Raw genomic sequence first — 25,700 nt, forward strand, 5'->3', positions numbered from 1 at the left:
ATGTTGCCGCAGCCTTGCATTACCAGGCTAATGTATCAATCCTTAAGGAGTACTACACCTGCTATGCAGATTCTTATCATGAACAAGGAGATACACATGAAGGCTGCTGTTGTCACTCAGGATCACCAGGTCAATGTCACTGAAAAAACCTTACGCCCGCTAAAGCACGGAGAAGCCCTGCTGAAGATGGAGTGCTGTGGCGTATGCCATACCGATCTTCACGTGAAGAACGGTGATTTCGGTGATAAAACCGGGGTTATCCTGGGCCATGAAGGGATTGGTATCGTAAAAGAAGTCGGCCCGGGCGTGAAGTCGCTGAAAGTCGGCGACCGCACTAGCGTGGCCTGGTTTTTTGAAGGCTGTGGTCACTGCGAATATTGTAATACCGGCAATGAAACCCTGTGCCGTGATGTGAAAAATGCCGGTTATTCCGTAGACGGCGGGATGGCGGAGGAGTGCATCGTCACCGCGGATTACGCGGTAAAAGTGCCGGACGGTCTGGATTCGGCGGCGGCCAGCAGTATCACCTGCGCTGGCGTTACCACCTACAAAGCGGTGAAGGTCTCTGGTATCAAACCGGGCCAGTGGATTGCAATCTATGGTCTGGGCGGGCTGGGCAACCTCGCGCTGCAGTACGCCAAAAACGTCTTTAACGCCAAAGTCATCGCCCTTGACGTTAATGACGAACAGCTGAAGCTGGCGGCCAGCATGGGTGCGGATTTAACCATCAACTCCCGCAGCGAAGATGCCGCTAAAATTGTGCAGGAGAAAACGGGCGGTGCGCATGCCGCAGTCGTCACTGCCGTCGCAAAAGCAGCATTCAACTCAGCCGTGGATGCCGTGCGTGCCGGTGGCCGCGTGGTCGCGGTTGGCCTGCCGCCGGAAGCGATGAGCCTCGACATTCCGCGTCTGGTGCTGGACGGCATTCAGGTGGTGGGTTCGCTGGTCGGTACCCGTCAGGATCTGCAGGAAGCCTTCCAGTTCGCCGCTGAAGGTAAGGTCGTGCCGAAAGTCACGATGCGCCCGCTGGAGGACATCAACGCCATCTTTAAAGAGATGGAACAGGGCCAGATTCGCGGCCGTATGGTGATCGACTTACGTTCATAACCGTGCATCTTTCATCACCGCTCCTCACCGGGGCGGTTTTTTTATAGCCACTTTCCGGCAATCCTTATCTTAATTCCTTTGTTCCCTTGTTTTCCCCCGCGCCCGATGATGAATCCGACGCTAACAAGAAGATAACAAAGGAATTCACCATGCAAACCCCATTTCGTCTGCCGCTGCTGACGGCGCTGATCCTGGCGACAACCGCAGCCTGGTCCGCTGATGCGCCCGTCAAAGGCGGCACGCTGATTTATCTGGAGCAACAGGCGCACACCAACCTCTATCCGCCTGCCGGTGGTTTTTACCCGAACGGCGGCATTCTGAATCAAATCACCGATAAACTGACGTGGCAGAACCCAAAGACGCTGCAGGTGGAACCCTGGGTAGCAGAAAGCTGGACCACCAACGCCGATAAAACCGAATACACCTTTAAACTTCGTCCCGGCATCACCTTCTCCGACGGCACGCCGCTGGACGCCAACGCCGTGGCGAAAAACTTTGATACCTACGGTTCAGGCAATAAGGCGCAGCGCCTGCCGGTGTCAGAAGTGATCAATAACTACGACCGTAGCGAAGTCATCGACCCGCTGACCGTGAAGTTCTACTTCAAAAAACCGTCGCCGGGGTTCCTGCAAGGCACCGCCACCATTGGCTCGGGTCTGGTCTCGCTCAGCACGCTGAAGCGCAACTTCGAAGAACTAGGGGATGCCCGCCACATCATTGGTTCCGGCCCGTTTGTCGTGAAGGACGAGAAGCTGGGTCGTGAAGTGACGCTCGAAGCACGCAAAGACTACCAGTGGGGACCGAAAAATCTGCCACAACAGGGGCCAGCCAATCTCGATGGCATTAAGTTTATCGTGACCCAGGAAGACAGCGTGCGCGTCGGCGCCCTGCTGGCCGGCCAGGCCGACTTTATTCGCCAGGTGCAGGCGTATGACGAAAAGCAGGCTACAGACCAGGGCTATAAGATCTACGCGGCCCCGACGCGCGGGGTGAATGACAGCATCAGCTTCCGCCCGGATAACCCGCTGGTCTCCGATATCCGCGTACGCCAGGCGCTGCTGCATGCCACCAATGCAAAACAGGTGGTCGAGACTCTCTTCTCGGCCAACTATCCGCAGGCGAAGTCAGTGATTGCTGATTCCGCCGCAGGCTTTGTCGACCTCAGCGACAAACTGACCTTTGACCCGGCAAAAGCCAACCAGCTGCTGGACGACGCGGGCTGGAAAGCAGGCAGCGACGGGATCCGCACCAAAGACGGCCAACGTCTGGCACTGACGGTGTATGAATCCCTGCCGCAGCCGCAAAACAAAGAGGTGCTGCAGCTGGTTGCCCAGCAGTGGCGGCAGGTGGGCGTGGCGCTGAGCGTCAAAGCCGGTGACGCAGGCAGCCGCACGCTGGATAACCTTGACCCGCTGAAAACCCCGTTAACCGTCTCCGAAGTGGGCCGCGCCGATCCTGACGTGGTGAAAAGCATGTTCTACCCGGCTAACCGCGACGCGCTGCTGCAAAAAGGCGGATCCAGCGACAAGGTCAAAAACTTCCGTGACGACAAGCTGAATGAACTGCTGGTGAACATTTCTGCTGAGGTCGATCCGCAAAAACGTCTGCAGCTGGCGGGAGACGCCCAGCGCTACCTGCTGGATAACGCCTACGTCATTCCGATTTTCGAAGAGCCGCAGGTCTTTGCCGGTGCGCCGTGGCTGAAAGGCGTCAATTTTGAAGCGGTAGGCCGCCCGTCGTTCTACGGCGCGTGGATTGAGAAACACTGAGGAGCTGACGATGCGCCACGCACTTCTTCAACGCTTTGGGCACGGGCTGCTGGTGCTGTGGGCCGCCTTTACCCTCTCGTTCGTGTTGCTCCAGGTGCTGCCGGGCGACGCGGTGCTGATTAAATTTCAGAACCCGGACCTGGGCTTAAGCCCGGCGCAAATCGAGGAGATGCGCGTGGCCTACGGCGCGGACAGCCCGCTGTGGCAGCAATACGGCCACACGCTGCTGGCGATGCTGCGCGGGGATTTCGGCTATTCGTTACAGGCCGGAGTGCCGGTCAGCGAGCTGATTGCCAGCAATCTGCCGGATACCCTGAGTCTCGCCCTGCCCGCGTTTGTACTGGCGGTCCTGCTGGCATTTGCGCTGGCCTTTGCATCGCGTCTGCCAGGGCTGCGCTGGCTGAGCAATACCCTCCAGTCACTGCCGGTCCTGTTTATCTCCTTACCGACGTTCTGGCTGGGGATTGCCCTCATCCAGCTCTTCTCTTTTCAGCTGCGGCTGATCCCGGTGATTAACCCGACGCCTCTGCAGGGGCTGATCCTGCCGATCGTGACAGTCGCGATCCCTATCTCCGCCCCGCTGGCACAAATTCTGATGCGCAGTCTGGACCAGGTAGCGACGCAGCCGTTTGTCGCCGTCGCCCGGGCCAAAGGGCTGAGTGAAACCGCCGTCCTGTGGCGTCACGTTACTGGCAACGCCCTGCTGCCGGTCCTGAATATTGCCGGGCTGCTGCTGGGCGAGCTGATTGCCGGGGCGCTGATCACGGAAACCGTTTTTGGCCGCAGCGGGCTCGGGCAGCTGACCCAGCAGGCGGTGAATAACCAGGATATCGCGGTGCTTCAGGCAGTGGTGATGATTTCCGCCCTCGGTTTTGTCCTGATCAATCTGCTGGTGGATCTGCTGATGCCGCTGCTGGATCCCCGTCTGCAAACCGTTACCGGAGGTGCATCATGAGTCTGGTCGATTACGCTGCCGCCGCGCGAAAACGCGTTCCAGCGTGGCAGGGAGTGGAATGGCAACCGGGGCTGTGGCTGGCATGGGGGGTGATTATACTCGCCGCTTTTGCCGCCGTGGCGCCCGGCCTGTTAACCCACTACAGCCCGATTGAGGGCATCGCCGGCGCACAACGCCTGGCGCCGCAGGCGGGACACTGGCTCGGCACCGATCAGCTTGGCCGCGATGTTTACACGCGTATTGTCTATGGTGCATCACACTCTCTGAGCGCGGCGCTGGCCGCCGTGACGATGGGTCTGCTGGTCGGTACAGGCTTAGGGGTGATTGCCGGGGCGTTCGCCGGACGCGTTGAGTCGCTGCTGATGCGCTTTGTCGACGTGCTGCTGTCCATCCCGTCTCTGCTGCTCTCGCTGACGGTGATTATTCTGCTCGGATTTGGCACCGTTAACGCCGCGATTGCCGTCGGCGTGGCCTCCATTGCCAGCTTCGCCCGCCTCGCGCGCGGTGAAGTGGTGCGCATCCGGCACACGGATTATGTCGAAGCGGCGTTTGGCAGCGGCGGGACGTTTTTCGCCGTGCTGTGGCGACACATCCTGCCCAACGCGTTAACCGCCGTCCTCGCCTTTGCCACGCTGCAGTTTGGTCAGGCCATCCTGGCGCTCTCCACGCTGAGCTTTCTCGGCTACGGCACCCCGCCGCCGGTGCCGGAATGGGGCTTGCTGATTGCCGAAGGTCGTAACTATCTCTCTACCGCCTGGTGGCTCACCACCTTCCCCGGCGCGGTCGTCATTGCCGTGGTGCTGGCCACCAACCGTATTAGCCAACAGTTCAGCGGAGGTCGCAAATGAGCGTGCTCTCAGTAGAAAATTTGACGATCAGCTACCGTACCGCTCGCCAGTGGCGAGAGGTGGTGCATAACGTCAGCTTCACGCTCGGGCGAGGGGAAATGCTGGCGTTTGTCGGCGAATCCGGATCCGGCAAAACGACCACGGCGCAGGCGATCATTGGCCTGCTGGCCGATAACGCCCGGCGCGATGCGGGAAAAATATCGCTCAACGGCGAGGAGATTAGCCGATGGTCCGCTAAGCGTCTCGATACCCTTCGCGGGGCGCGAATTAGCCTGGTGCCCCAGGATCCGGGTAATTCGCTCAACCCGGTGAAAACCATCGGTGCGCAGGTCGGAGAAATCATTCAGCTCCACCAGAAAGTGACCCGCGCCGAGCGCGACGAGCAGGTGCTCGCCCTGCTGACAAAGGTCGGCCTGAGCCACCCCGAACAACGCATGACGCAGTATCCCCATCAGCTCTCCGGCGGAATGAAACAGCGCGTGTTGATTGCCATCGCCATTGCCCTGCGCCCGGATGTGATCGTGGCCGATGAGCCCACCAGCGCGCTGGATGTGACGGTGCAAAAACGCATTCTCGATCTGCTGGATATTCTGCGCCGGGAATCAGGTACCGCCGTTCTGTTTGTCACCCACGATCTGGCGCTGGCTGCACAGCGCGCGGACAGGCTGCTGGTTTTTCGCGATGGCGAGGTTCAGGAGCACGGCAACACCACCGATATCGTCCGCACGCCGCAGCACGCTTACACCCGTCAGTTGTTGAGCGATCTCCAGGGCCAGCGCCTGACCATCGCCCCGGTGGCCGGCCGCCCGCTTGCTTCACCGACCATTCGCGCCCGCGCCATCAGCAAACAATTCTCCCTGGGCAAAGGTCATCAGCTTCAGGCGCTGGATCGGGTGACGTTTGACGTCAGGCGCGGAAGCACGCATGCGCTGGTCGGTGAATCCGGCTCCGGGAAAACCACCCTCGCCCGTATTTTGCTGGGTTTTGAACAGGCAGACAGCGGACAGGTCATCATTGATGATATTGATGCCACCGCGCTCAGCCGCGAGGCCCGCCGTCAGCTGCGCCAGAAGATCCAGTTTGTCTACCAGAACCCGTTTGCCTCTCTCGACCCACGTCAGACGCTGTTTGAGATCGTCGAAGAGCCCCTGAAGAACTTTTCTCGCCTCAGTAAGGCGGAGCGAAAGGTCCGGGTAGAGACAGTGGCGCAGCGGGTTGCCCTGCCCGTCGATATCCTGAGCCGCCCCGCCCGGGAACTTTCAGGCGGGCAGCGTCAGCGCGTTGCCATCGCCCGGGCGCTGATCCTGGAGCCGACCATTCTGGTGCTGGACGAAGCCACCTCCGCGCTGGACGTCACCGTGCAGGCGCAGATCCTGGCTCTGCTTCAGCAGTTGCAGCAGCAACTGGGATTAACCTACCTCTTTATCACGCACGATCTGTCAACCGTCCGTCGCATCGCCCACAGCGTCACGGTGCTGCGCAGCGGTCAGGTGGTTGAACAGGGCGACGTCGGAACCTTATTCGCGTCGCCGCAGAACGATTATACCCGCGAGCTGATTGCCGCCATTCCCCATTTTTCACCCGCTACGGAGGAGTTCGCATGACGCGAAAACGCCTGGGATTTTTCACCCGCCTGCTTGACGACGCTACGCCGAAGGAGCGCTATCGTCTGGCAACTGAACAGATCCGCCACGCCGAACGCCACGGTTTTGACAGCGCCTGGATTGCGCAGCACCACTTCCACGAAAGTGAAGGCGGCCTGCCGTCGCCGCTGCTGTTTCTGGCGCACGTAGCCGCGCATACCGAAACCATCCGCCTGGGCACGGCCATCATTACCCTGCCGATGGAAAACCCGCTGCGCGTCGCAGAAGATGCCGCCGTGCTCGATTTACTCGCCAATGGCCGCCTTGAAGTCGGTTTTGGTTCGGGTGGCACACCGACCTCATTTCTGCCGTTCGGCCTGACGTTTGAGGAGCGCGGCGCGGCCTTTGCCGACCATTTGCATGTGATCCAAAGCGCCTGGCGCGGGGATTCACTCACCCATCCGGATAACCACCTTTACCCGCCTGCGCCACAGCTTGCTGACCGTATCTGGATTGCCACCTTCTCTGTTGACGGAGCCGTTCGCGCCGCGCAGGCTGGACACGGTTTAATGCTCTCGCGCACGCAGCCGCGCCCGGCCGATCGGCTGGATTTAACGCTCGACGAGATCCAGAACCCGATTGTGGATGCCTACCTCGATGCGCTGCCTGCGGGCATCGCACCGCGTATTCTGGCCTCCCGTACGGCGTTCATTGCCGACAGCGACGACTATGCGCTCAAGGTCGCAGCGCCGGGCCTCACGAAACAAGCCCAGCAGCATCGCGCTGCCGGTCACACGGTTAAAGGTGACAGTGTCACCGACTATCGCCGTCAGTTTGACGCCCATATTGGTTCGCCCGATACGGTGCTGCATTCACTGAATGCTGATTCCATTCTCAGGCGCGCCACGGATATCTCATTCCAGGTCCATTCGGTCGAACCCACGCATCGCGACACGCTGCGGTCCATCGAACTGATCGCCGAACGTATTGCCCCCCACATCCTTTGAGGAGACACCTATGTCATTAAGTCAGGACATTCACGCCGAGCTGGCGGAAATTAAACCCGGTTCCCCTCTGGCTGAGGCGCGCGCCACGCGGGATGCCGCCACGCGCCACGCGCAGGGCAGCTACGAAATCCTCTTTAGCCAGCAGGATGATGATTTTGCACTCGACGAGCGTTTCGCCGTGGCGGCGAAAGTTGCCAGGTGGCACAGCGCGGAGGCGCTGGCCGCGCACTATGCGGGGTTTGGCCTGGCCGACCCCACCTCAGAACGCCTGACCCCGGCGCTGAATTTCGCGCGGCTGCTGACGTTCTCCCCCGTCGAAGCGACGCCTGCAGCGTTAAAGGCGCTGACCCAGGCGGGATGGAGTAAGGAAGGCATTGTTACCCTGGCGCAGCTCGTCGCGTTTGTGAGCTTCCAGAGCCGACTCATCACCGGGCTGCGGCTGCTGAACGACAAGCCCGTCGCCAAAAGCGATGCGCCGGTGGCGGCAGGCATCTGGCACACGACCGCAACAACGGTCACCGGAAAGGCGGCCCCCGTCGCGTTTACCCAACAGGAGCTGGGATGGGAGCCGTGGATAGCGGCCAAACCACTGGCGGACTTCCGTGACGATGAGGTTGCCATCCTGACGAAATTTGGTCATATCGATTCCGACTACTTCCGCCTGCTGGCGCGCAACCTGCCGGTGCTTGAACAGCGCACACTGACGGATAAAGGGATTTTTTATACATCGGGGGGATTGCCGCGCGCCGAGCGCGAGCTGGCCGCAACGGTAGCCAGTAAAATTAACGGCTGCATTTACTGCGCATCTGTCCATGCGCGTAAAGCCAGCCAGCTGTCAAAGGATGACGCTGCGGTAGAGGCGCTTCTGGCGGTGCGTCCGGGGCAATCCCTCAGCGAGGGGCAATCTGCTCGCTGGCAGGCGGAAATCAATTTTGCGGCGGCGCTGTCGGTCACGCCGCCTGCCGCCACGCCGTTGCACCTGGCCGCGCTGGAAAAAGAGGGGCTGGATACCTTAGCGCAGCTTGATCTGGTGCAGTCCGCAGCGTTCTTCGCCTGGGCCAACCGCCTGATGCTGACCCTGGGTGAGCCCTGGCTTTCCTGAAACCTGTCAGGCTAGCGCGCGAGCGTTAGCCTGAGCCCGTCTGGCCCGCAGGTGACCGTAGATCAGCAGTGCACTCATGGCCGAGAAAGAGAGTATTGCCGCCGGCAGCGTGACGTAACGCCAGCTAAAGCCGAGGGTTATCATCATCCCGCCAAAATACGCGCCAATCGCACTGCCGAGATTAAACGCCATCTGCCCCCCTGCCGCACCCAGCATCTCACCGCCCTTCGCATTTTGCAGTAGCAGAATTTGTAGCGGCGCAGAGAGTGCGAACAGCCCGGCACAGCAGATAAAGCCCATGACCAGCGAGGCCGTTTTCAGTTCGCCAAAGGCGAAAAGCAGCAGCAGTGAGGCGACAATCACCATGTCGGTGGTGGCCGCAATGCGCAGCGGGCTAAAACGTCCCGAGAGTTTACCGCTCAGCAGATTGCCTAACACCATGCCAAGCCCCATCAGCATCATGATGGCCGTCATCATCCCTTCTGAATAACCGGAGACGTTGACCATAAACGGCTTAACGAAGCTGAACCACGCAAACACCCCGGCGTTGCCAAACATGGTGGCGGCAAAAATCAGCCAGGGTTCTGGTTTTTTCAGAAAGTGGAACTGCTCGGTCAATTTAATTTCTGATGTGTCGTGGATGTCCGGCACCCAGAGCAGAACCGAGAGGATCACCAGCGCATCGAACACGGCAATCAGAAAAAAGGTATAACGCCAGCTGAACTGGTGCCCGAGCCAGGTCCCCAGCGGAACGCCCACCAGGTTGGCCACGGTCATACCGGCGATCATCCCCGCCACCGCGACCGTCACCTTACCCGGTGGCGCAATTTTGGAGAGGATAATCGCCCCGACGCCAAAAATGGCCCCGTGGGGAAAACCGGAAATCAGCCGTCCCAGCGCCAGCCAGAAGTACGACGTGGAAAACGTAAACAGGGCATTTCCGACAGCGGACATCGCCACCAGAAACAGCAGCGTGGTTTTTAACGAGAACTTGCCTGAGAACAGCGCCATAATCGGGGCGCCAATCACCACACCGAAAGCATAGAACGAGATCATATTCCCGGCGGAGGGAATCGAAATACCGGTGTCATGTGCCAGTTCGGTGAGCACGCCCATAAGGCCAAATTCAGCCATCCCCAGGCCAAATGTGCCAAGTGCCAACGAAAAAATTGTCTTTTTCATACTTCAACCACTGGTTAATCACTCGCGACGGGCATTATTGAATAATCTTGTATGGTGAGCCAGTTCAAATCCGTTGGCTGACAGGTTAATCCATTAATTCAGGTAAGGTTGTGAATACCGTTAGCCCAAAACAACGATGCCAAGCCGCTCCATCAGTTGGGCAATCTGATAGCTGTCAAGTTTGACACCCTGCAAATCAATACCACGCACGTCCAGTTCACCCAGTTCTGAGTTGGTCAGATCGCAGTGGGTAAAATTGGCTGCTCGCCAGTCAAAAGATGAGAACTCGCCCCCCGACATATCCGAGCCGCTGAAGGTGGCACCGAGTATTTGCGCACCGTTCCAGCGGTTTTCCCACAACTCGCATTTTTCCAGAACCACCTTCGAAAAATTGGCATAGCTCAGGTTGTTTTTTGTTATGTAAGCACTGCAAAACCAGGTACGCGTAGTGATCATGTTCATAAAACTGGCCCCGCGAAAATCAGCCCCTTGCGCCCTGCATTCACGGATTTCGATACCTAATGCATTCGAATGCCTGAAATCCGCCATCGATAAATCGCAGCTTTTGAAAATAGCATCTTTAAGTTGCGCCCGAGTAAACTTACCGCCCTGCTGGCTTTCCCGGTCATAGAACTGACAGCCGATAAACTCAGTGCTGGTTAAATCCGTGCCTGAAAAGTCGCAGTTACGAAAGATTGCATTCTCTATTTTCTCGCCGGTAAAACGAGTACGACCGATTTTTTCGCCCTCAAAAATCAATGCCATCACACCCACCTGTTTATTTATACAGTACACCTCACCATTCTAACCCGTTACCTGATGAAGGGAAACACGCTTATCAGACACACATGTCAAAAATTCCCGCGAAGGTTGCAGGTCAGCATTACACTTCAAAGTGTTAGTTCCTTCTAAGCACATCACCCGATCCGGAGATGAGGATTATCATGGGAAACGCAAAACAGAATAAAACCAAAGCAGTGACCGTGACCAAAGCGAGCGTAGATAGCATGGTTAAACCCGTGCTGAAGACCAAAGAGTACGAAAAAGAGCTACGTCGCCTGCACGTGGAACTGGTTAAGCTCCAGCAGTGGGTCGTCGCCAAAGGACTCAAAGTGTGTATTGTTTTTGAAGGACGCGACGGCGCCGGTAAAGGCGGTACCATTAAAGCAATTACCGAGCGCGTCAGCCCTCGAGTATTTCGCGTTGTTGCGCTGCCTGCCCCAACTGAAAAAGAGAAAAGCCAGCTCTACTTCCAGCGCTATGTGCCACATCTGCCTTCGGCTGGCGAAATCGTGATATTCGATCGCAGCTGGTATAACCGCGCGGGCGTGGAACGGGTGATGGGGTTCTGCACTGAGGAACAGGTAGAGAAATTTTTGGACGGCACGCCGGTGATGGAAAAAGCGATGGTGGATGCCGGCATTATTCTGCTGAAATACTGGCTGGAGGTGACGCCTAAAGAGCAGGAGCGCCGCCTGCGCGACCGTATTAACGATGGCCGTAAAATCTGGAAGCTTTCACCGATGGATATTAAATCCTTTAACCTGTGGGACGAGTACACCCGCGCACGCGACGCCATGTTTGAAGCCACCGATACCGCCTGGGCGCCGTGGTTTGTGGCGCGTTCAGAGGATAAAAAACGCGTGCGCCTGAATATTATTTCGCACCTGCTTTCGCAGATTCCGTATAAAGAAATACACGTAGACAAGGTGGATTTACCGAAACGCAAAATCGGTAAAGTCAAACCCACAAAATACCCGTTCCGGTATGTGGAAGAGCGGTTCTGAAATTACTGGAATAGGCCTCGCAGAATGTAGATTGCCAGGGGATACAGTATTGTTTTTTGTTGGCTGCGGTTGATAATAACCGCACCAACAAAGGAGATACTATGACATACCCAGCAGACCACACCCCCTCCCAACGCATCAAATCGACAAAACCGTCGAGCCACACCCCGGCAGACTCTGCTGACCTGCATCAGCCATCAGAAGCGGATCGTTCATTTATTCGGTCAATGAATGAGTTTGTCAAAAAACATGGAACCATTACTGATGATGAGTTCTTCAGGGTGCTTTAATGCTGAGACAATTTAATGTTTACCGTAATACATCTGCGGCTACCCGGGACAAGCTTCCCTACTATATGCTCATTCAGGATAATTGCTATGATGATCTTGCCACACGCGTAATTGTGCCGCTCGCGAGAAATAATAAGTTACCGTTATGGCAGAGCCATCTGGCTCCATGCGTAAATATCGATTTTGAAACGTTTCTGATTTATTCGCCAATGATAACCAACCTTAGCAACAACAAAATTAATCCTAAAGACTTTGTTTGTAATTTACGCAACGCACGTCATGACGTTATAGCGGCAGTTGATAGTTTATTGACTAACACATGACGCCAGCCGGTCAGGCATTTGCCCTGTCCGCGCAAGTGCAGCGCCGCCGGGCAAAGCCGACGGCGCAGGACTCACTTCATTCCTTCCGTACTTTCCTGTTTCGCTTCCAGACGTTCCACGTCATGATACCAGCGCGGGTGGTGTTTCTGCGCCCAGCGGCGGCTCACCTTCCCTTCAATCATTCCTTTAATCGATCCTTTCACCCAGAACGCCATATACATATGGATCAGGATGGCGTGGATCAGAATGATGGCCGATGTGGCGTGGATCAGCAGCGCGTAGCGAATCACCTGAATCGGGAAATAGTGCGCAAAATACGGACGCCAGATAATCACGCCGGTCACCAGCAGCACAAAAATCATGCTCATGATGGTCCAGAACATCATCTTCTGCCCGGCGTTGTATTTCCCCACCTTCGCGACTTTATGCTCGTTACCCTTCAGGACTTCGACGATCCCTTTCACCCACGGGATATCCTGCTTGTCCGGGATGTTATGGTGGACAAAGCGCACGAACATAAACATCAGCACCACGAAAATCAGCACGCCGAAGAACGGGTGCAGAATGCGTCCCATCTGCGGGGTACCGAAGGTTTCGGTCAGCCACTGCAGCGTCGGGAAAAAGAACGAAATCCCGGATACTGCCACCAGGAAGAAGCAGATCACCACCGTCCAGTGACAGGCGCGGTCGATAAACTTCGTGCGCACAATCATTTTCGACTTACTCATGGTGTTCCTCCTCCTCGTCGTCATCCACCTCTTTGTTTGGCCCGATACCGATGTAGTGATAAATCAGCCCCGCAAAGGTAGCGATAAAGCCTGCCGCGGAGAGTGGTTTAAGCGCGCCTTTCCACAGGTTGATGGAGGTATCGATCGCCGGATCCTTCGGCAGGTTGTGGTACAGCTCCGGCTGGTCGTTATGGTGCAGCACATACATCACATGCGTACCACCCACGCCCTGCGGGTTGTAAACGCCCGCATTGTCATACCCGCGCGCTTTCAGCTTGTCCACGCGTTCTTGCGCCACATCGAGCATCTCTTTTTTGGTCCCGAAGTGGATCGCGCCGGTTGGACAGGTCTTGACGCAGGCAGGCTCCTGTCCGACGCTAACGCGGTCCACGCACAGGGTGCATTTGTATACCCGGTTATCCTCTTTATTGAGGCGCGGGATAGTAAACGGACAGCCCGCGATGCAGTAGCCGCAGCCGATGCAGTTGTCCTGCTGGAAGTCGACGATCCCGTTTGCATACTGAATAATCGCGCCGGCAGACGGGCACGCCTTCAGGCAGCCCGGATCTTCACAGTGCATGCAGCCGTCTTTGCGGATGAGCCACTCCAGCCTGCCGTTCTGGTCGGTTTCGCTAAAGCGCATTACCGTCCAGGATTTGGCGCTCAGATCCGCCGGATTGTCGTAGACCCCAACGCAGTGCCCCACCTCGTCGCGGATATCGTTCCACTCCGAGCAGGCCACCTGGCAGGCCTTACAGCCCACGCAGGAGGAGACGTCGATAAGCTTGGCGACTTCTGCCTTGTAGTCCCGCGCGCGGGGCGCGGGAGTTATCGGGTTAGTCGCGGAGCGTTTGATAACGTCTTGTGTTTCCATCGCCATTGAATCGCTCCTTACGCTTTCTCGATGTTGACCAGAAACGCCTTGTACTCTGGCGTTTGCGAGTTGGAATCGCCGACGTTTGGCGTCAGGGTATTGGCGATATAGCCTTTCTGCGCCACCCCTTCAAAGCCCCAGTGCAGAGGGATACCGACGGTTTCCACCTGCTGCCCGTGCACGTTCAGACTTTGAAGACGACGGGTCACCACCGCCGCGGCGCGAATAAAGCCGCGCTTGCTGCTTACCGTCACACGGTCGCCGTTGGCAATGCCTTTCGCCTTCGCCAGCGTCTCGCTGATCTCCACAAACTGTTCCGGCTGCGCGATAGCGTTAAGCCGCGCGTGCTTGGTCCAGGTATGGAAATGCTCGGTCAGGCGATAGGTCGTCCCTACGTACGGGAACTTGTCCTTTTTGCCTAAGCGCAGGACGTCATCTTCGTAAATACGCACTACCGGGCTGGAGATGACGTTTGGATGCAGCGGGTTCGTACCCAGCGGCGTTTCCATCGGCTCGTAGTGCTCCGGGAACGGCCCTTCTGCCAGTTTGTTGAGGGCAAACAGGCGTCCCAGCCCTTCCGGCTGCATGATGAACGGCCCGGTATTGCTGCCCGGCGCGGCGGTGTTGTAGTCCGGGATATCGTTCCCCGTCCACTTCGCCCCGTTCCACTGGATCAGCATGCGTTTTGGATCCCACGGCTTGCCGTTGATGTCTGCCGAGGCGCGGTTGTACAGCACGCGACGGTTCAGCGGCCACGCCCATGCCCAGCCCAGCGTATTGCCCAGCCCGGACGGGTCAGCGTTGTCGCGGTTGGCCATCTGGTTGCCCTGCTCCGTCCAGCTGCCGGTGTAGATCCAGCAGGACGACGCCGTCGTGCCGTCGTCGCGCAGCAGCGCAAAACTGTTCAGCAGCTGGCCTTTCTTAGCCACCAGCGTACCGTTAGCATCATAGAGATCCGCCAGCGCGACACCGTTGTTCTCTTTGGCGACTTCCTCTGACTCGGGACGATCAGGCTGCTTGTAGTGCCAGCTCATCTTCAACAGCGGCTCAGCACCTTTGCCGCCTTCGGTGCGGTACATTTCGCGCAGGCGATGATAAATCCCGGCCAGGATCTCGCCGTCGTTACGCGCTTCGCCCGGTGCGTCCTGGCCTTTCCAGTGCCACTGCAGCCAGCGACCAGAGTTAGCAATGGAACCGTCTTCTTCTGCAAAGCAGGTGGAAGGCAGGCGGAACACTTCGGTCTGGATCGACGCCGGATCGACATCGTTTGATTCCCCGTGGTTCTGCCAGAAGGTGGAGGTCTCGGTCACCAGCGGATCGATAACCACCATGTACTTCAGCTTGCTCAGGCTGCGAACGACTTTGTTTTTATCCGGGAACGAAGCCACCGGGTTAAAGCCCTGGCAGATATAGCCCGTGACGTTGCCCTTATCCATCATGTTGAAATACTTAATGACGTCGTACGCCTGGTCCCACTTCGGTAACCACTCAAAGCCCCAGTCGTTCTCCTTCTGCGCCGCATCACCGTAGAAGGATTTCATCAGGCTGACGTAGAACTTCGGATAGTTGCTCCAGTAGTTCACCTGGTCCGGCAGCGTCGCTTTTGGTGTATTGGCCTCAAGATACGTTTGCAGATCCGCCTGCTTTTCAGACGGCAGCGTCAGGTAGCCCGGCAGGCTGGTCGACAGAAGGCCGAGGTCAGTCAGGCCCTGGATGTTGGAGTGACCGCGCAGCGCGTTTACGCCGCCGCCTGCCATGCCCATATTGCCGAGCAGCAGCTGGATCATCGCCATGGTGCGGATGTTCTGCGCGCCGACGGTGTGCTGCGTCCAGCCCAGCGCATACAGGAACGTCGTGGTTCTGTCGGCGGCACTGGTGGAGGCCAGCACTTCACACACCTTCAGGAAGTCCGCTTTCGGCGTACCGCAGACGTTCTCCACTACGTCTGGCGTATAGCGTGAAACGTGCTGCTTCAGCAGATTCCACACGCAGCGCGGATGCGTCAGCGTTTCGTCACGCAGCGCATAGCCGTTTTCATCGAACTGATAATTCCAGGATGATTTATCGTACTGGCGTTTTTCGGCGTCATAGCCGCTAAAAAGCCCGTCATCGAAGGCAAAATCATCCCGCACCAGCAGGTTCGCATTGGTGTAGTGCTTAACGTATTCCGCGTTAATTTTGTTGTTTTCGATCAGATACAGCAGTACCCCAGACAGGAACGTAATGTCCGTACCGGAGCGGATTGGCGCATAGATATCGGCCACCGATGCCGTACGCGTAAAGCGCGGATCGACGACGATAAGCGTCGCATCATTGTTGTTTTTCGCTTCCATCGCCCAGCGGAACCCGACAGGGTGCGCTTCCGCGGCATTACCGCCCATCACCACCACGACGTTAGCGTTTTTGATATCAACCCAGTGGTTGGTCATAGCACCGCGACCAAATGTTGGAGCAAGACTTGCTACCGTTGGTCCGTGTCAGACGCGCGCCTGGTTGTCTACCGCCAGCATGCCGAGCGAGCGCACAAATTTTTGCGTCAGCATGCCGGTTTCATTACTGGCCGCAGACGCGCACAGCATCCCGGTGGAAAGCCAGCGGTTAACCGTTACGCCCTGCGCGTTCTTTTCAATAAAGTTGGCGTCGCGGTCGGCTTTCATTAGTTTGGCAATGCGGGAGAAGGCTTCATCCCAGGAGATACGCTGCCATTTGTCAGATCCTGGTGCGCGGTATTCCGGGTAGCGCAGGCGGTTGTCACTGTGAACATAGTCCAGCAGCCCCGCCCCTTTCGGGCAAAGCGCCCCGCGGCTCACCGGGTGATCCGGATCCCCTTCAATATGGTAAATCGCTTCTCTGGCGTTCTTCGCGCCATCGCCCAGGCTATACATCAAAAGCCCACAACCTACGGAGCAGTATGTGCAGGTGTTACGGATCTCTTTTGCGCGCAGCAGCTTATAGTTGCGTGCCTGAGCCAGCGCCATTTTGGGAGCAAATCCCAGTATGGCTGCCGTTGTTCCGGCCATACCGCCCGCGCAGATTTTAAAAAATTGTCTGCGGCTGACGTCCATTGTTGTCCTCGTTATCTGAAAAGACTTCGTGGCGCAAACTAACAGCAACCTCCCTGATTTTTTTGCGTCAAATCAAGGTCATCTGTCTTCCCCCCCTTAATAGTCACTCCCGGTATATTTAAATACCCCTTTTTGATTAACGGTTTAAGAGAATAATTCGCGACAGCGTCAGGATGAATGCGATACATTTTTCCTTTGATTTTTATTGCAATGGCGAAGTAATGGACAGAAAAAGAGCAACGCTTATTGGGCTGGCGGCAATACTGTTATGGAGCACAATGGTCGGCCTTATTCGCAGCGTGAGTGAGGGACTGGGCCCGGTAGGCGGTGCGGCGATGATCTACACCTTAAGCGGATTACTGTGTCTGGTGACGGTAGGATTTCCTGATATCAGGCGGTTTTCACCCCGCTATCTTATTGCCGGCAGCGTTTTATTTGTCAGCTACGAAATATGCCTGGCGCTGTCGCTGGGCTATGCCGCAACGCGTTCGCAGGCTATTGAAGTGGGCATGGTCAATTACCTTTGGCCAAGCCTGACCATTGTGTTTGCCATCTTGTTCAACGGACAGAAATCAACCCTGTGGGTGATCCCCGGCTTAGCCGTCTCATTGCTGGGTGTCTGCTGGGTATTGGGCGGTGAACAGGGGTTACATCTTGATGAAATAACCCGCAATATCGTTTCCAGCCCGCTGAGCTACGCGCTGGCGTTTGCCGGAGCATTTATCTGGGCCGCCTACTGCACGGTAACCAGTAAATTTGCGAAAGGACAAAACGGCATCACCCTGTTTGTTTTGCTGACCGCGCTGAGCCTGTGGGTAAAATATGCCCTCAGCGATCAGCCCGAGATGGTGTTCACGCTTCCGGTGGTGGTGAAACTCATCATGTGCGGTATCGCGCTTGGGTTTGGATACGCCGCATGGAATATTGGCATCCTTCACGGTAACGTCACGGTACTGGCTGCCGTATCGTATTTTACCCCTGTCCTCTCAGCCGCGCTTGCCGCCGCAGTGCTGAGTTCCCCCCTCTCATTCTCGTTCTGGCAAGGCGCACTGATGGTCTGCGCCGGGTCGTTGCTCTGCTGGTACGCAACAAGACAATAATGCCGGTTTTGCTGTCGAGAAATATTCATCCCGACAGCAAAGAAATTAACATAAATTTAATATATGAGCGCACGCCAGAATATCCGTTAGGCCAGTGGAACGCGTGTTTAGATTCTGTTTATATTAGCGCCCTTTCGTAAATTTCCATTCTCTCCTACTGACACAAATTGACACCAATACGTGATTAGTTTCATGCAAATACTCACGAGGATAATAGCACAATGTGCAATAGTATATTTCTGTTTATTTCATTTAACAGAACATAAATTCCGTGCATTGAAGGATTAAAAACAAGGAATCACGGCTAAAGTCGAGGTTCCCGCTCTTTTAACAGAACGAAAATACCGATAAATACCACTTTTTATAAAACCACCATGTAACTATATCAACAGCAATCAATCACACTGGAATTTGATTAAATACTCGCCACCTCACGCTATCTCACTGCCATTAATCCGATCTCGATCACACTAAATGAAATTATTGCTAATAATTTGAAACTTATTATTGAAATAGGACTACAAGATTTTTAAAAATAGCGTGCCATTGACGATCAGCCTCGTTTAGAAATCGTTCAAAGTGGCTCAGGAAATACCAAAGAAAATTATAAGGAATGTTTAAGATGAAACTTAAATTAGTTGCAGTGGCAGTGACTTCCATGTTGGCAGCAGGCGTTGTAAACGCGGCTGAAATTTATAACAAAGACGGTAACAAGCTGGATCTGTACGGTAAAGTAACAGGTCTGCACTATTTCTCTGATGATACCAAGAACGACGGCGATAAAACCTATGTTCGTCTGGGCTTCAAAGGCGAAACTCAGATCAACGATCAGCTTTCCGGTTACGGCCAGTGGGAATATGAGTTCAAAGGCAACCGTTCTGAATCACAGGGCTCTGACGGCAGCAAAACTCGTCTGGCATTCGCTGGTCTGAAATTCAACGAATTCGGTTCTTTCGACTACGGTCGTAACTACGGTGTTGCTTACGACATCGGCGCATGGACTGACGTACTGCCAGAGTTCGGTGGCGATACCTGGACCCAGACCGATGGCTTTATGACTGGCCGTACTACTGGCGTTGCAACCTACCGTAACACCGACTTCTTCGGTCTGGTTGACGGTCTGAACGTTGCCGCTCAGTACCAGGGTAAAAATGACCGTGAAGACATCACCGAAGCGAACGGTGACGGCTGGGGTCTGTCTTCTACCTATGAAATGAACGGTTTCGGTGTAGGTGCAACCTACGCGAAATCTGACCGTACTGACCGTCAGGTTCGCGCTGGCCGCGTAGCGGATACTATGAACGCTGGTGGTGAAAATGCAGAAGTATGGGCTGCTGGCCTGAAATACGATGCGAACAACATCTACCTGGCAACGACTTACTCTGAAACTCGCAACATGACCAACTTTGGTAGCGGTTATATTGCGAACAAAGCACAGAACTTTGAAGTTGTTGCTCAGTACCAGTTCGACTTCGGTCTGCGTCCATCCATTGCTTACCTGAAATCCAAAGGTAAAGACATTGGTACATATGGCGACCAGGATCTGGTTGAATACGTTGACGTTGGCGCGACTTACTACTTCAACAAAAACATGTCTACCTATGTTGATTACAAAATCAACCTGCTGGACGACAACAAGTTCACCAAAGATGCTACCATCGCTACCGACAACATCGTAGCTGTAGGTCTGACCTACCAGTTCTAATATTTGTCAGTATAAAAGGCCAGCCCTCGTGGCTGGCTTTTTTTATTCAGTTCGACTGGCGTAATAAAGGAGCACGCCATGCATATTTTCAAAGGACGCTGCTTGTGTGGGATGAGCCAATTCAGCGTTTCCCTCAACAACTTCGACGTTTATGCTTGCCACTGTACGCAATGCCAGAAGTGGTCGGGTGGTATTGCCATGTATCTGGAAGCATTGGGTCAACCGCTTGTCGAGCAAGACTCGATTGCCCCTTCTCATTTCGCATCATCTGCGCGGGGTGAACGCTGGTTCTGTCCGGGATGTGGCTGCCCATTGTGGTTCAAACTGACGTCAACAGCGCGCTATTTCATTCCCTGGACGCTGCTTGAGATGGGTGCAGATGAACGACGTCGGCTGGTGCTCGCTGCAGAAATCTATACCGAAACCCAGCCCGCGTTTTTTGGTCTGACCGGGCAATACGCACGCTACAGCGGATCGGAGATAGAAGCGCTGGATAAACACTGCCTGCTTACGCTGTAGACGGTTCAACGCCTGCAGCCTGTCGCTAAACGGCAACGCGTCGGCTGATTTCGACAACCCGATCGCTGGGAAGGTGATAGTGGTTGATGACATGCGTGCAGTTGCGCTTCATGAAAGCAAAGATGTGCCGTTGCCAGGCAGCCATACCCGCCTCACCCTCGCCTGCCACAATGGTTTCATGCCCGACATACCAGGTGGCGTCATCCGTAGCAAAAAGCGCGTTAATCTCGCTGATCCCCTGCAACAAACGCGGGATGTCCGGGTGTTCCATAAAGCCATACTGCGCCACGCCGTGCCAGTAGCCCGGCGCGCGCTGCTCTACCCTGATACGTTGTTCTTCCCCCACATAGGGCACATTCAGAATATCAATGGTAAGCGACAACACATCTTGCTGTAGCGCCCGGTTTCGCGCGACATGCCAGCGCATAACCGGCGGGATATTGTTCTGTGTACGGGTCAAAAAGACGGCGGAGCCCGCCACTCGGGGCACCGTCTTTTGCTGAAGCTGGGCAAAGAACGCATCCACGCTGACGCCCTTCTCGCCCACCGATGCGGATACCGCTTTAACACCGCGATGCCAGATCAGCATCACTGTACAAATAGCTGCGGCCATCAGCAGCGGAATATAGCCGCCTTCCAGGACCTTAATCAGATTGGCGAATAAGAAGGTGGCATCAATCACCAGGAAACAAAAGGCAATAACCGCACTGCTGACCAGACTCCAGCGCCACACTTCCCGCATCGCCACAAACAACAGCCCCGTGGTCATCAGCATGGTTAATGACACGGCGATGCCGTACGCAGCGGCAAGTTTATCGGAGGATTTAAAGAACACCACCAGCCCGATGGTCACCACCATCAGCAGCCAGTTTATTATCCCGATATAAATCTGACCGTAGCTTTCTGCCGCCGTCTGTTTGATGCGTAATCGGGGTAACCAGCCAAGCTGAATGGCCTGGCGCGTCATGGAAAAAGCGCCGGTAATAATCGCCTGACTGGCGATGATTGTCGCCAGCGCGGCAAGAATAATGAGCGGAACCTGCAGCACCGGCGGACAGAGCGTATAGAAAAGATTTTGTTTGCTGTCGGCACCGGCCAGAATCAGCGCTGACTGGCCAGCATAGTTGAGCAGCAGCGAAGGAAAGACGATGCCGTACCAGGCAAGCCAGATGGGCTTTTTACCAAAATGCCCCATGTCTGCATACAGGGCCTCGGCACCCGTCACGCAGAGAAAAACGCCGCCCAGGACCAGGAAACTGGTGTATCCGTTCGAAAACAAAAATGCGATACCATACGCAGGATTGAGGGCCAGCAATACCGAGGGGTGTTGAACGATCCCTCGCACGCCCAGCGCAGCAATCGCCAAAAACCACAGCGCCATAACCGGGCCAAATATTTTCCCTATTCGCGCAGTACCAAAAGGCTGAATAAGGAACAGCGCCAGCAAAACCGCCACCGTCAGGGGTAAAATATACGGCTGGGACTCAGGGATCACCACCTCCAGCCCTTCCAGGGCAGAAAGCACGGAGATTGCCGGGGTTATCGCGCCGTCACCGTAGATCAAGGCTGCGCCAATCAGGGCGGAAAAAATGACCCAGCGTCCACCTTTGCCTTTTTCCACCAGAAGCGACATTAAGGCCATGATGCCCCCCTCACCATGATTATCAATTCGCATGGCGAAGGCGGCATATTTAATGGATGTCACCAGGATAAGTGTCCAGGTAATCAGGGAGAGCAGGCCCAGTATGATACCGGGCGTAGGGTCATGCTCAGAGAGCGAAAGCACCGTGCGGAAGGTATAAAGCGGGCTGGTGCCGATATCACCAAAAACGACGCCCAGCGCTCCCCCTGCAAGCAGGGTTAACCGGGAGAGCGGCTGGGACGGTTCACTGCTGTGGCGAGGGCTCATATTTTCCAGCAAGAGTCAGATAATCCTATAAAAAACATAGCTCATCTGCCTCGCCCGCGCCAACCGCCAGCCCGGCTTTCTTGCCCGGGTTACTGCGGGTTTACCCTCGCCAGGCTGAACCAGATCCCCACGGCCAGCAACAGCAGCATTGCTCCCGCACTGCCCAGCGCCACGCTGTGCGAGGTGATAAACGCGCTTTTCGCTGCCTCAATCACCGACTCCGCCAGTGTCGGGGTCAGATCCTGCGCTACCTTCATCGCTTCACCAATGGATGACGAGGCTTTATCGACGAGCGTGGCATTCAGCCCTTGCGGCAGGTCAATTGACGCCGAGAAGCTGCGGGTCAACAGCAGACCAAAGATGGCGATCCCAAGCCCGGCGCCCAGTTCATAGGACATGGTTTCAATGGCCCCTGCTGCGGCGGCCTTCTCTTTCGGCGCGGCCGCCATAATTGCCGAGGTCGAGGCCAGCAGCGCGCTGGCGGCACTGAAGCCGAGCAGCACCATCAGCCCCCACGCCTGCCACTGCTGCGTGCTGAAATCGAGCATCGACAAACCGATAAAACTGACGGCGCTCAACCCCATACCTCCAGCCGCGACGATGCGTAGCCCTAAACGCCCAACCAGCACACCCGCGATCGGACCACTGAATCCGCTCGCGACCATCACCGGCAGCATGAACATTCCCGCTTCAAACGGCGTAAAGCCATGAACAAACTGCAGCTCCTGGGCCATCAACAGCTCAAACCCGACCAGGGCAATCATGGCGGTCATCGCCATCACCACGCCGCTCAAAATGATGCGATGGCAGAACAGACGCATGTCAATCATCGGTACGCGAGCGCGGAGCTGAATACGCACGAAGATAAACAGCAGCACCGAGCCGGTCACCAGCGCGGACGCGACTACCCACGGTGACAGGACACCTTTAAGGGCGGTTTTCGCACTGTAGACCAGCAATAAAATCGCCACAATCAGCATAATGGCATGGCTAATATTCAGCGGCTGCTCCGGGCGGCCCTGCTGAGGAGGCACAAAACGCGCGGCCAGCGAAACCACTACCAGCACAATCGGCACGTTGATTAAAAACACCGAGCCCCAGTAAAAATGCTCAAGCAGCATACCGCCAATCAGCGGGCCGAACGCAGCCCCGCCGGAACCCACCGCGGCCCAGACGCCGAGCGCAATATTACGATCCCGCGCGTCGATAAACAGCGTACGGATCCCAGCAAGCGTGGCCGGAATAATCATCGCCGCACCAATGGCCAGCGAGGCACGTGCCGCAATCAGCCACCCTGCTGACGGGGCAAACGCTGCCGCCAGCGACGACAAGCCAAACAGCGTGCTGCCAATCATGAGCAGTCGTTTAAAACCAATGCGGTCACCCAGGGCACCCATCGGCAGCACCATACCCGCCATCACCAGCGAGTAAATATCGATGATCCACAGCAATTCATTGCCGCTGGCGCCCAGCGTCATGCTCAATGTCGGCGCCGCCACGTGCAGCACCGTCGCGTCGATCGCGACCGGGATATACACCAGCACGATAATCACTAACGCTAACCACTGACGAAACATAAATTTCCTTTTCTTTTAAAACATGGACACATGTCCAGGAAGCGATCCTACGTAAAGTTGAACGCATGTCCAGCTTTTTGTTACACTCGTTTCATTCCCATTGAGAGTGAGTAAACATGCGATATCTGAGCAAGGATGAACGGCGGGAAGCCATCTTACAGGCCGCCATGCGCGTGGCGCTGGCTGAAGGACTGGCGGCCATGACGGTACGACGTATTGCCGCCGAGGCCAGGGTCGCCACCGGCCAGGTGCATCATCACTTTACGTCCGGCGGAGAGCTAAAATCGCTGGCCTTCGTACGGTTAATTCGCGAGCTGCTGGATGCGGATGTCGCGAGTAAACAGGCCGGATGGCGCGAGCAGCTTCATGCCATGCTCGGCAGCGATGACGGGAGGTTTGAGCCGTACATTCGTCTGTGGCGTGAAGCACAGATCCTTGCCAGCCGTGATGCCGACATTAAAGGCGCCTATGTGATGACCATGGAGATGTGGCACCAGGAGACGGTGGCGCTAATCAAAGCAGGAACGGAGGCCGGGGCATTGCATCCGGGCGATCGGGCGGAAAATATTGCCTGGCGCTTGATTGGTCTGGTGTGCGGTCTTGACGGAATGTATATCTTAAACATGCCCGAAATGGACGAGGCCGCGTTTAACAACCATCTCGATACATTAATCACGCTCGAGTTGTTTACTACCCCGTCGCAGCAGTGATGTTGCCGGGTGGCGGCGACGCCTTACCCGGCCTATCTTTTGTCTACTCCCGGTCGGTTAAAACTGCAGCATGCCGTGCTGCATCAGGAAACCCCACCAGGGAATGCCGAGGAACATGTGGATTAAAAACGTGCACAACGCCACGAGCGTGCCGATGGTCCACCATGATCTGATGTCGTTATACCCGGCGGCGAAGATAATCGGCCCCGCTGCGCCGCCATAGTGCGTGATGCAACCCCCATAGGAGTTGGAAAACAGAATGGCGAGGGCCAGCAGAACGGGTGCCGTTCCGGTGACCAGCCCTACGGTGGCAAAGACCGGCACCATCGCCGCGACGTATGCCCCGCCGGAGGCAAAGAAATAACGAACCAGCACGCTGAGAAACACGATAATAACGATGGTCATATTCCCCGCGCTGAGAAAATCGAGATGCGCGGACAGGAAATCAGCCAGCCAGCGGAAAAATCCCTCCTTGCTTAGCGTGGCGCTCAGACCGATGATGCCCCCGTACCACATCAGGGTATTCCAGCCACCTTTGTTTTTTTGTACGTCGCTCCAGCCGATAATATTAAACAGCAGCGCCGCCCCCATCGCGATAATGGCGACGGCGGATTCATTAAGTCCAAGGTGACGAGAGAAGATCCAGCCTAATAACGCGGCGATAAAAATAATCACCAGCCCCTTCTCTTTGAGGCTCATTGCCCCGAGGCTTTGCAGGCCGTTGGTAGCAATAGCGACATTATCAATATGTTTAATTTCCGGGGAGGCAACCCGGTAGCAAATATAGGGAATGATACACAGCATCAATAACCCCAACGGGGCTCCCGCCAGCATCCAGCCGATCCAGCTAATATGAATATGGAAGATATCGGAAATGAGCTGTAGCGCTAACGCGTTTCCGGCAAAGCCCGTCAAAAACATATAGCTGGTCGTTTTAGTCACCATATAGACATTGACCATTAAATAACGGCCTGCCTTGCACGGCGTCTCTTTTGGCGTTGAGCCTAATACCGTCGCGATGCTGTTAATAATAGGAAAAACGACGCCACCTGCCCGCGCAGTATTTGAGGGCGTGGCGGGTGCCAGCACCAAATCCAGTAAGGCGGTCACATACCCCAGTCTCAGCGTCGTGCTGCCAAACTTGAGGATAAACCAGTAGGCAAGCCGTTTCCCAAGACCGGTAGTGACAAACGCCGCGCTCAGCGTAAAGGCGCTAAACACCAGCCAGGTCGTGCCTGAGGCGTATCCGCTCAGTACATCCATTGATTTGACAGGTGAATCCGGGAATTTTGTTACGGTAAAACAGGTTAATGCCACCGCGACGAGCATTATGACGGGTTCGGGATACGGTTTAATGACCAGCCCAACGATAGCGGACAGATATATGCCTGCCAGTATCCACGCCTCTTTGGTTAATCCATCAGGCGGAGGAATAAATATTGATAATAATATTATTACGGCAAGCAAGATTGTTTTTAAAACATTGGATTTAAGCATATCTCACCCATGAGAAAAGGGTCCCTGAATAGCGGAGACCGCTTCAGACAGAAGCCTCCGCCG

At 55.8% G+C, this 25,700-nt stretch carries 22 protein-coding genes; 14 read left to right on the forward strand and 8 right to left on the reverse strand.

Features of this window, described 5'->3' with window-relative positions; genetic code table 11:
- The first annotated feature begins 96 nt into the window (after positions 1-96).
- The 7 genes from adhP (at position 97) to FU672_RS00390 (ending at position 8,371) form a co-directional block, all read left to right on the forward strand.
- Complete coding sequence (gene adhP, locus FU672_RS00360) at positions 97-1,107, forward strand: alcohol dehydrogenase AdhP (RefSeq protein WP_148241713.1); 1,011 nt, start codon at positions 97-99, stop codon at positions 1,105-1,107.
- A gap of 149 nt (positions 1,108-1,256) precedes the next feature.
- Positions 1,257-2,876 carry a TIGR04028 family ABC transporter substrate-binding protein gene (locus FU672_RS00365; RefSeq protein ID WP_148241714.1) on the forward strand — a complete coding sequence of 540 codons (1,620 nt, stop codon included), beginning with the start codon at positions 1,257-1,259 and terminating at the stop codon, positions 2,874-2,876.
- 10 nt (positions 2,877-2,886) lie between these two features.
- Complete coding sequence (locus tag FU672_RS00370; RefSeq protein WP_024909556.1) at positions 2,887-3,831, forward strand: ABC transporter permease; 945 nt, start codon at positions 2,887-2,889, stop codon at positions 3,829-3,831.
- Positions 3,828-4,679, forward strand: coding sequence for an ABC transporter permease (locus tag FU672_RS00375; protein WP_148241715.1), 852 nt, complete (start codon positions 3,828-3,830; stop codon positions 4,677-4,679). The genes FU672_RS00370 and FU672_RS00375 overlap by 4 nt, the downstream gene beginning before the upstream one ends.
- Positions 4,676-6,283 carry a dipeptide ABC transporter ATP-binding protein gene (locus FU672_RS00380; RefSeq protein ID WP_148241716.1) on the forward strand — a complete coding sequence of 536 codons (1,608 nt, stop codon included), beginning with the start codon at positions 4,676-4,678 and terminating at the stop codon, positions 6,281-6,283. Before FU672_RS00375 ends, FU672_RS00380 begins: the two co-directional genes overlap by 4 nt.
- Positions 6,280-7,269 (forward strand): putative FMN-dependent luciferase-like monooxygenase, encoded by a 990-nt coding sequence (locus tag FU672_RS00385; protein WP_148241717.1) that lies wholly within the window; start codon positions 6,280-6,282, stop codon positions 7,267-7,269. Before FU672_RS00380 ends, FU672_RS00385 begins: the two co-directional genes overlap by 4 nt.
- Positions 7,270-7,279: 10 nt before the next feature.
- A complete protein-coding gene (locus FU672_RS00390) occupies positions 7,280-8,371 on the forward strand; it encodes an alkylhydroperoxidase domain protein (protein WP_148241718.1) in 1,092 nt (363 codons plus the stop codon).
- A 6-nt stretch (positions 8,372-8,377) separates the two neighbouring features.
- Here the strand turns inward: FU672_RS00390 and araJ are convergent, their stop codons facing one another.
- Together araJ and FU672_RS00400 are read right to left on the reverse strand one after the other, a co-directional pair.
- Positions 8,378-9,553, reverse strand: a complete 1,176-nt coding sequence (gene araJ, locus FU672_RS00395; protein WP_148241719.1) for an MFS transporter AraJ — start codon at positions 9,551-9,553, stop codon at positions 8,378-8,380.
- A gap of 120 nt (positions 9,554-9,673) precedes the next feature.
- Entirely contained in the window at positions 9,674-10,318 is a 645-nt protein-coding gene (locus tag FU672_RS00400; protein ID WP_148241720.1) for a QnrE family quinolone resistance pentapeptide repeat protein, read from the reverse strand.
- Positions 10,319-10,560: 242 nt separating this feature from the next.
- On the opposite strand from FU672_RS00400, the gene ppk2 reads away from it, so the two are divergent.
- The 3 genes from ppk2 to FU672_RS00415 all read left to right on the forward strand — a co-directional run bounded on the left by ppk2 (position 10,561) and on the right by FU672_RS00415 (position 11,953).
- Complete coding sequence (gene ppk2 / locus FU672_RS00405) at positions 10,561-11,340, forward strand: polyphosphate kinase 2 (protein ID WP_148242114.1); 780 nt, start codon at positions 10,561-10,563, stop codon at positions 11,338-11,340.
- Between the two features lie 101 nt (positions 11,341-11,441).
- The gene (locus tag FU672_RS00410; protein ID WP_148241721.1) at positions 11,442-11,630 is read left to right on the forward strand and encodes a hypothetical protein; all 189 of its coding nucleotides are present in this window, start codon (positions 11,442-11,444) and stop codon (positions 11,628-11,630) included.
- Positions 11,630-11,953, forward strand: a complete 324-nt coding sequence (locus tag FU672_RS00415; protein ID WP_148241722.1) for a CcdB family protein — start codon at positions 11,630-11,632, stop codon at positions 11,951-11,953. Before FU672_RS00410 ends, FU672_RS00415 begins: the two co-directional genes overlap by 1 nt.
- 71 nt (positions 11,954-12,024) lie before the next feature.
- On the opposite strand, the gene fdnI is transcribed toward FU672_RS00415, so the two are convergent.
- Genes fdnI through fdnG form a run of 3 tightly spaced genes read right to left on the reverse strand, consistent with a single transcriptional unit; the run spans position 12,025 to position 16,620 of the window.
- A complete protein-coding gene (gene fdnI / locus FU672_RS00420) occupies positions 12,025-12,681 on the reverse strand; it encodes a formate dehydrogenase-N subunit gamma (protein ID WP_148241723.1) in 657 nt (218 codons plus the stop codon).
- On the reverse strand, positions 12,674-13,561 hold the full coding sequence (gene fdxH / locus FU672_RS00425) for a formate dehydrogenase subunit beta (RefSeq protein ID WP_148241724.1): 888 nt from the start codon (positions 13,559-13,561) through the stop codon (positions 12,674-12,676). The genes fdnI and fdxH overlap by 8 nt, the downstream gene beginning before the upstream one ends.
- 11 nt (positions 13,562-13,572) lie before the next feature.
- Positions 13,573-16,620 (reverse strand): formate dehydrogenase-N subunit alpha, encoded by a 3,048-nt coding sequence (fdnG, locus tag FU672_RS00430; RefSeq protein ID WP_148241725.1) that lies wholly within the window; start codon positions 16,618-16,620, stop codon positions 13,573-13,575.
- Between the two features lie 221 nt (positions 16,621-16,841).
- Between fdnG and yddG the strand changes: the two genes are divergently transcribed.
- From yddG to FU672_RS00445, 3 genes are all read left to right on the forward strand, one after another.
- Positions 16,842-17,720 (forward strand): aromatic amino acid DMT transporter YddG, encoded by an 879-nt coding sequence (gene yddG, locus FU672_RS00435; RefSeq protein ID WP_148241726.1) that lies wholly within the window; start codon positions 16,842-16,844, stop codon positions 17,718-17,720.
- A 622-nt stretch (positions 17,721-18,342) separates the two neighbouring features.
- The gene (gene ompC, locus FU672_RS00440) at positions 18,343-19,425 is read left to right on the forward strand and encodes a porin OmpC (protein ID WP_148241727.1); all 1,083 of its coding nucleotides are present in this window, start codon (positions 18,343-18,345) and stop codon (positions 19,423-19,425) included.
- A gap of 78 nt (positions 19,426-19,503) precedes the next feature.
- A complete protein-coding gene (locus tag FU672_RS00445; protein ID WP_148241728.1) occupies positions 19,504-19,944 on the forward strand; it encodes a GFA family protein in 441 nt (146 codons plus the stop codon).
- Positions 19,945-19,969: 25 nt separating this feature from the next.
- On the opposite strand, the gene FU672_RS00450 is transcribed toward FU672_RS00445, so the two are convergent.
- Both FU672_RS00450 and FU672_RS00455 read right to left on the reverse strand, forming a co-directional pair.
- The gene (locus tag FU672_RS00450) at positions 19,970-21,853 is read right to left on the reverse strand and encodes a potassium transporter Kup (RefSeq protein ID WP_148241729.1); all 1,884 of its coding nucleotides are present in this window, start codon (positions 21,851-21,853) and stop codon (positions 19,970-19,972) included.
- Positions 21,854-21,942: 89 nt separating this feature from the next.
- Complete coding sequence (locus tag FU672_RS00455; protein ID WP_148241730.1) at positions 21,943-23,430, reverse strand: MFS transporter; 1,488 nt, start codon at positions 23,428-23,430, stop codon at positions 21,943-21,945.
- Between the two features lie 116 nt (positions 23,431-23,546).
- Here FU672_RS00455 and FU672_RS00460 point away from each other — a divergent pair, with 116 nt between their 5' ends.
- Positions 23,547-24,140, forward strand: coding sequence for a TetR family transcriptional regulator (locus tag FU672_RS00460; RefSeq protein WP_148241731.1), 594 nt, complete (start codon positions 23,547-23,549; stop codon positions 24,138-24,140).
- 57 nt (positions 24,141-24,197) lie between these two features.
- On the opposite strand, the gene FU672_RS00465 is transcribed toward FU672_RS00460, so the two are convergent.
- Positions 24,198-25,637 (reverse strand): anion permease, encoded by a 1,440-nt coding sequence (locus FU672_RS00465; RefSeq protein ID WP_148241732.1) that lies wholly within the window; start codon positions 25,635-25,637, stop codon positions 24,198-24,200.
- Between the last annotated feature and the right edge of the window lie 63 nt (positions 25,638-25,700).

It is taken from the genome of Enterobacter asburiae, from assembly GCF_008080435.1.
Classification (GTDB): Bacteria; Pseudomonadota; Gammaproteobacteria; order Enterobacterales; family Enterobacteriaceae; genus Enterobacter; species Enterobacter asburiae_C.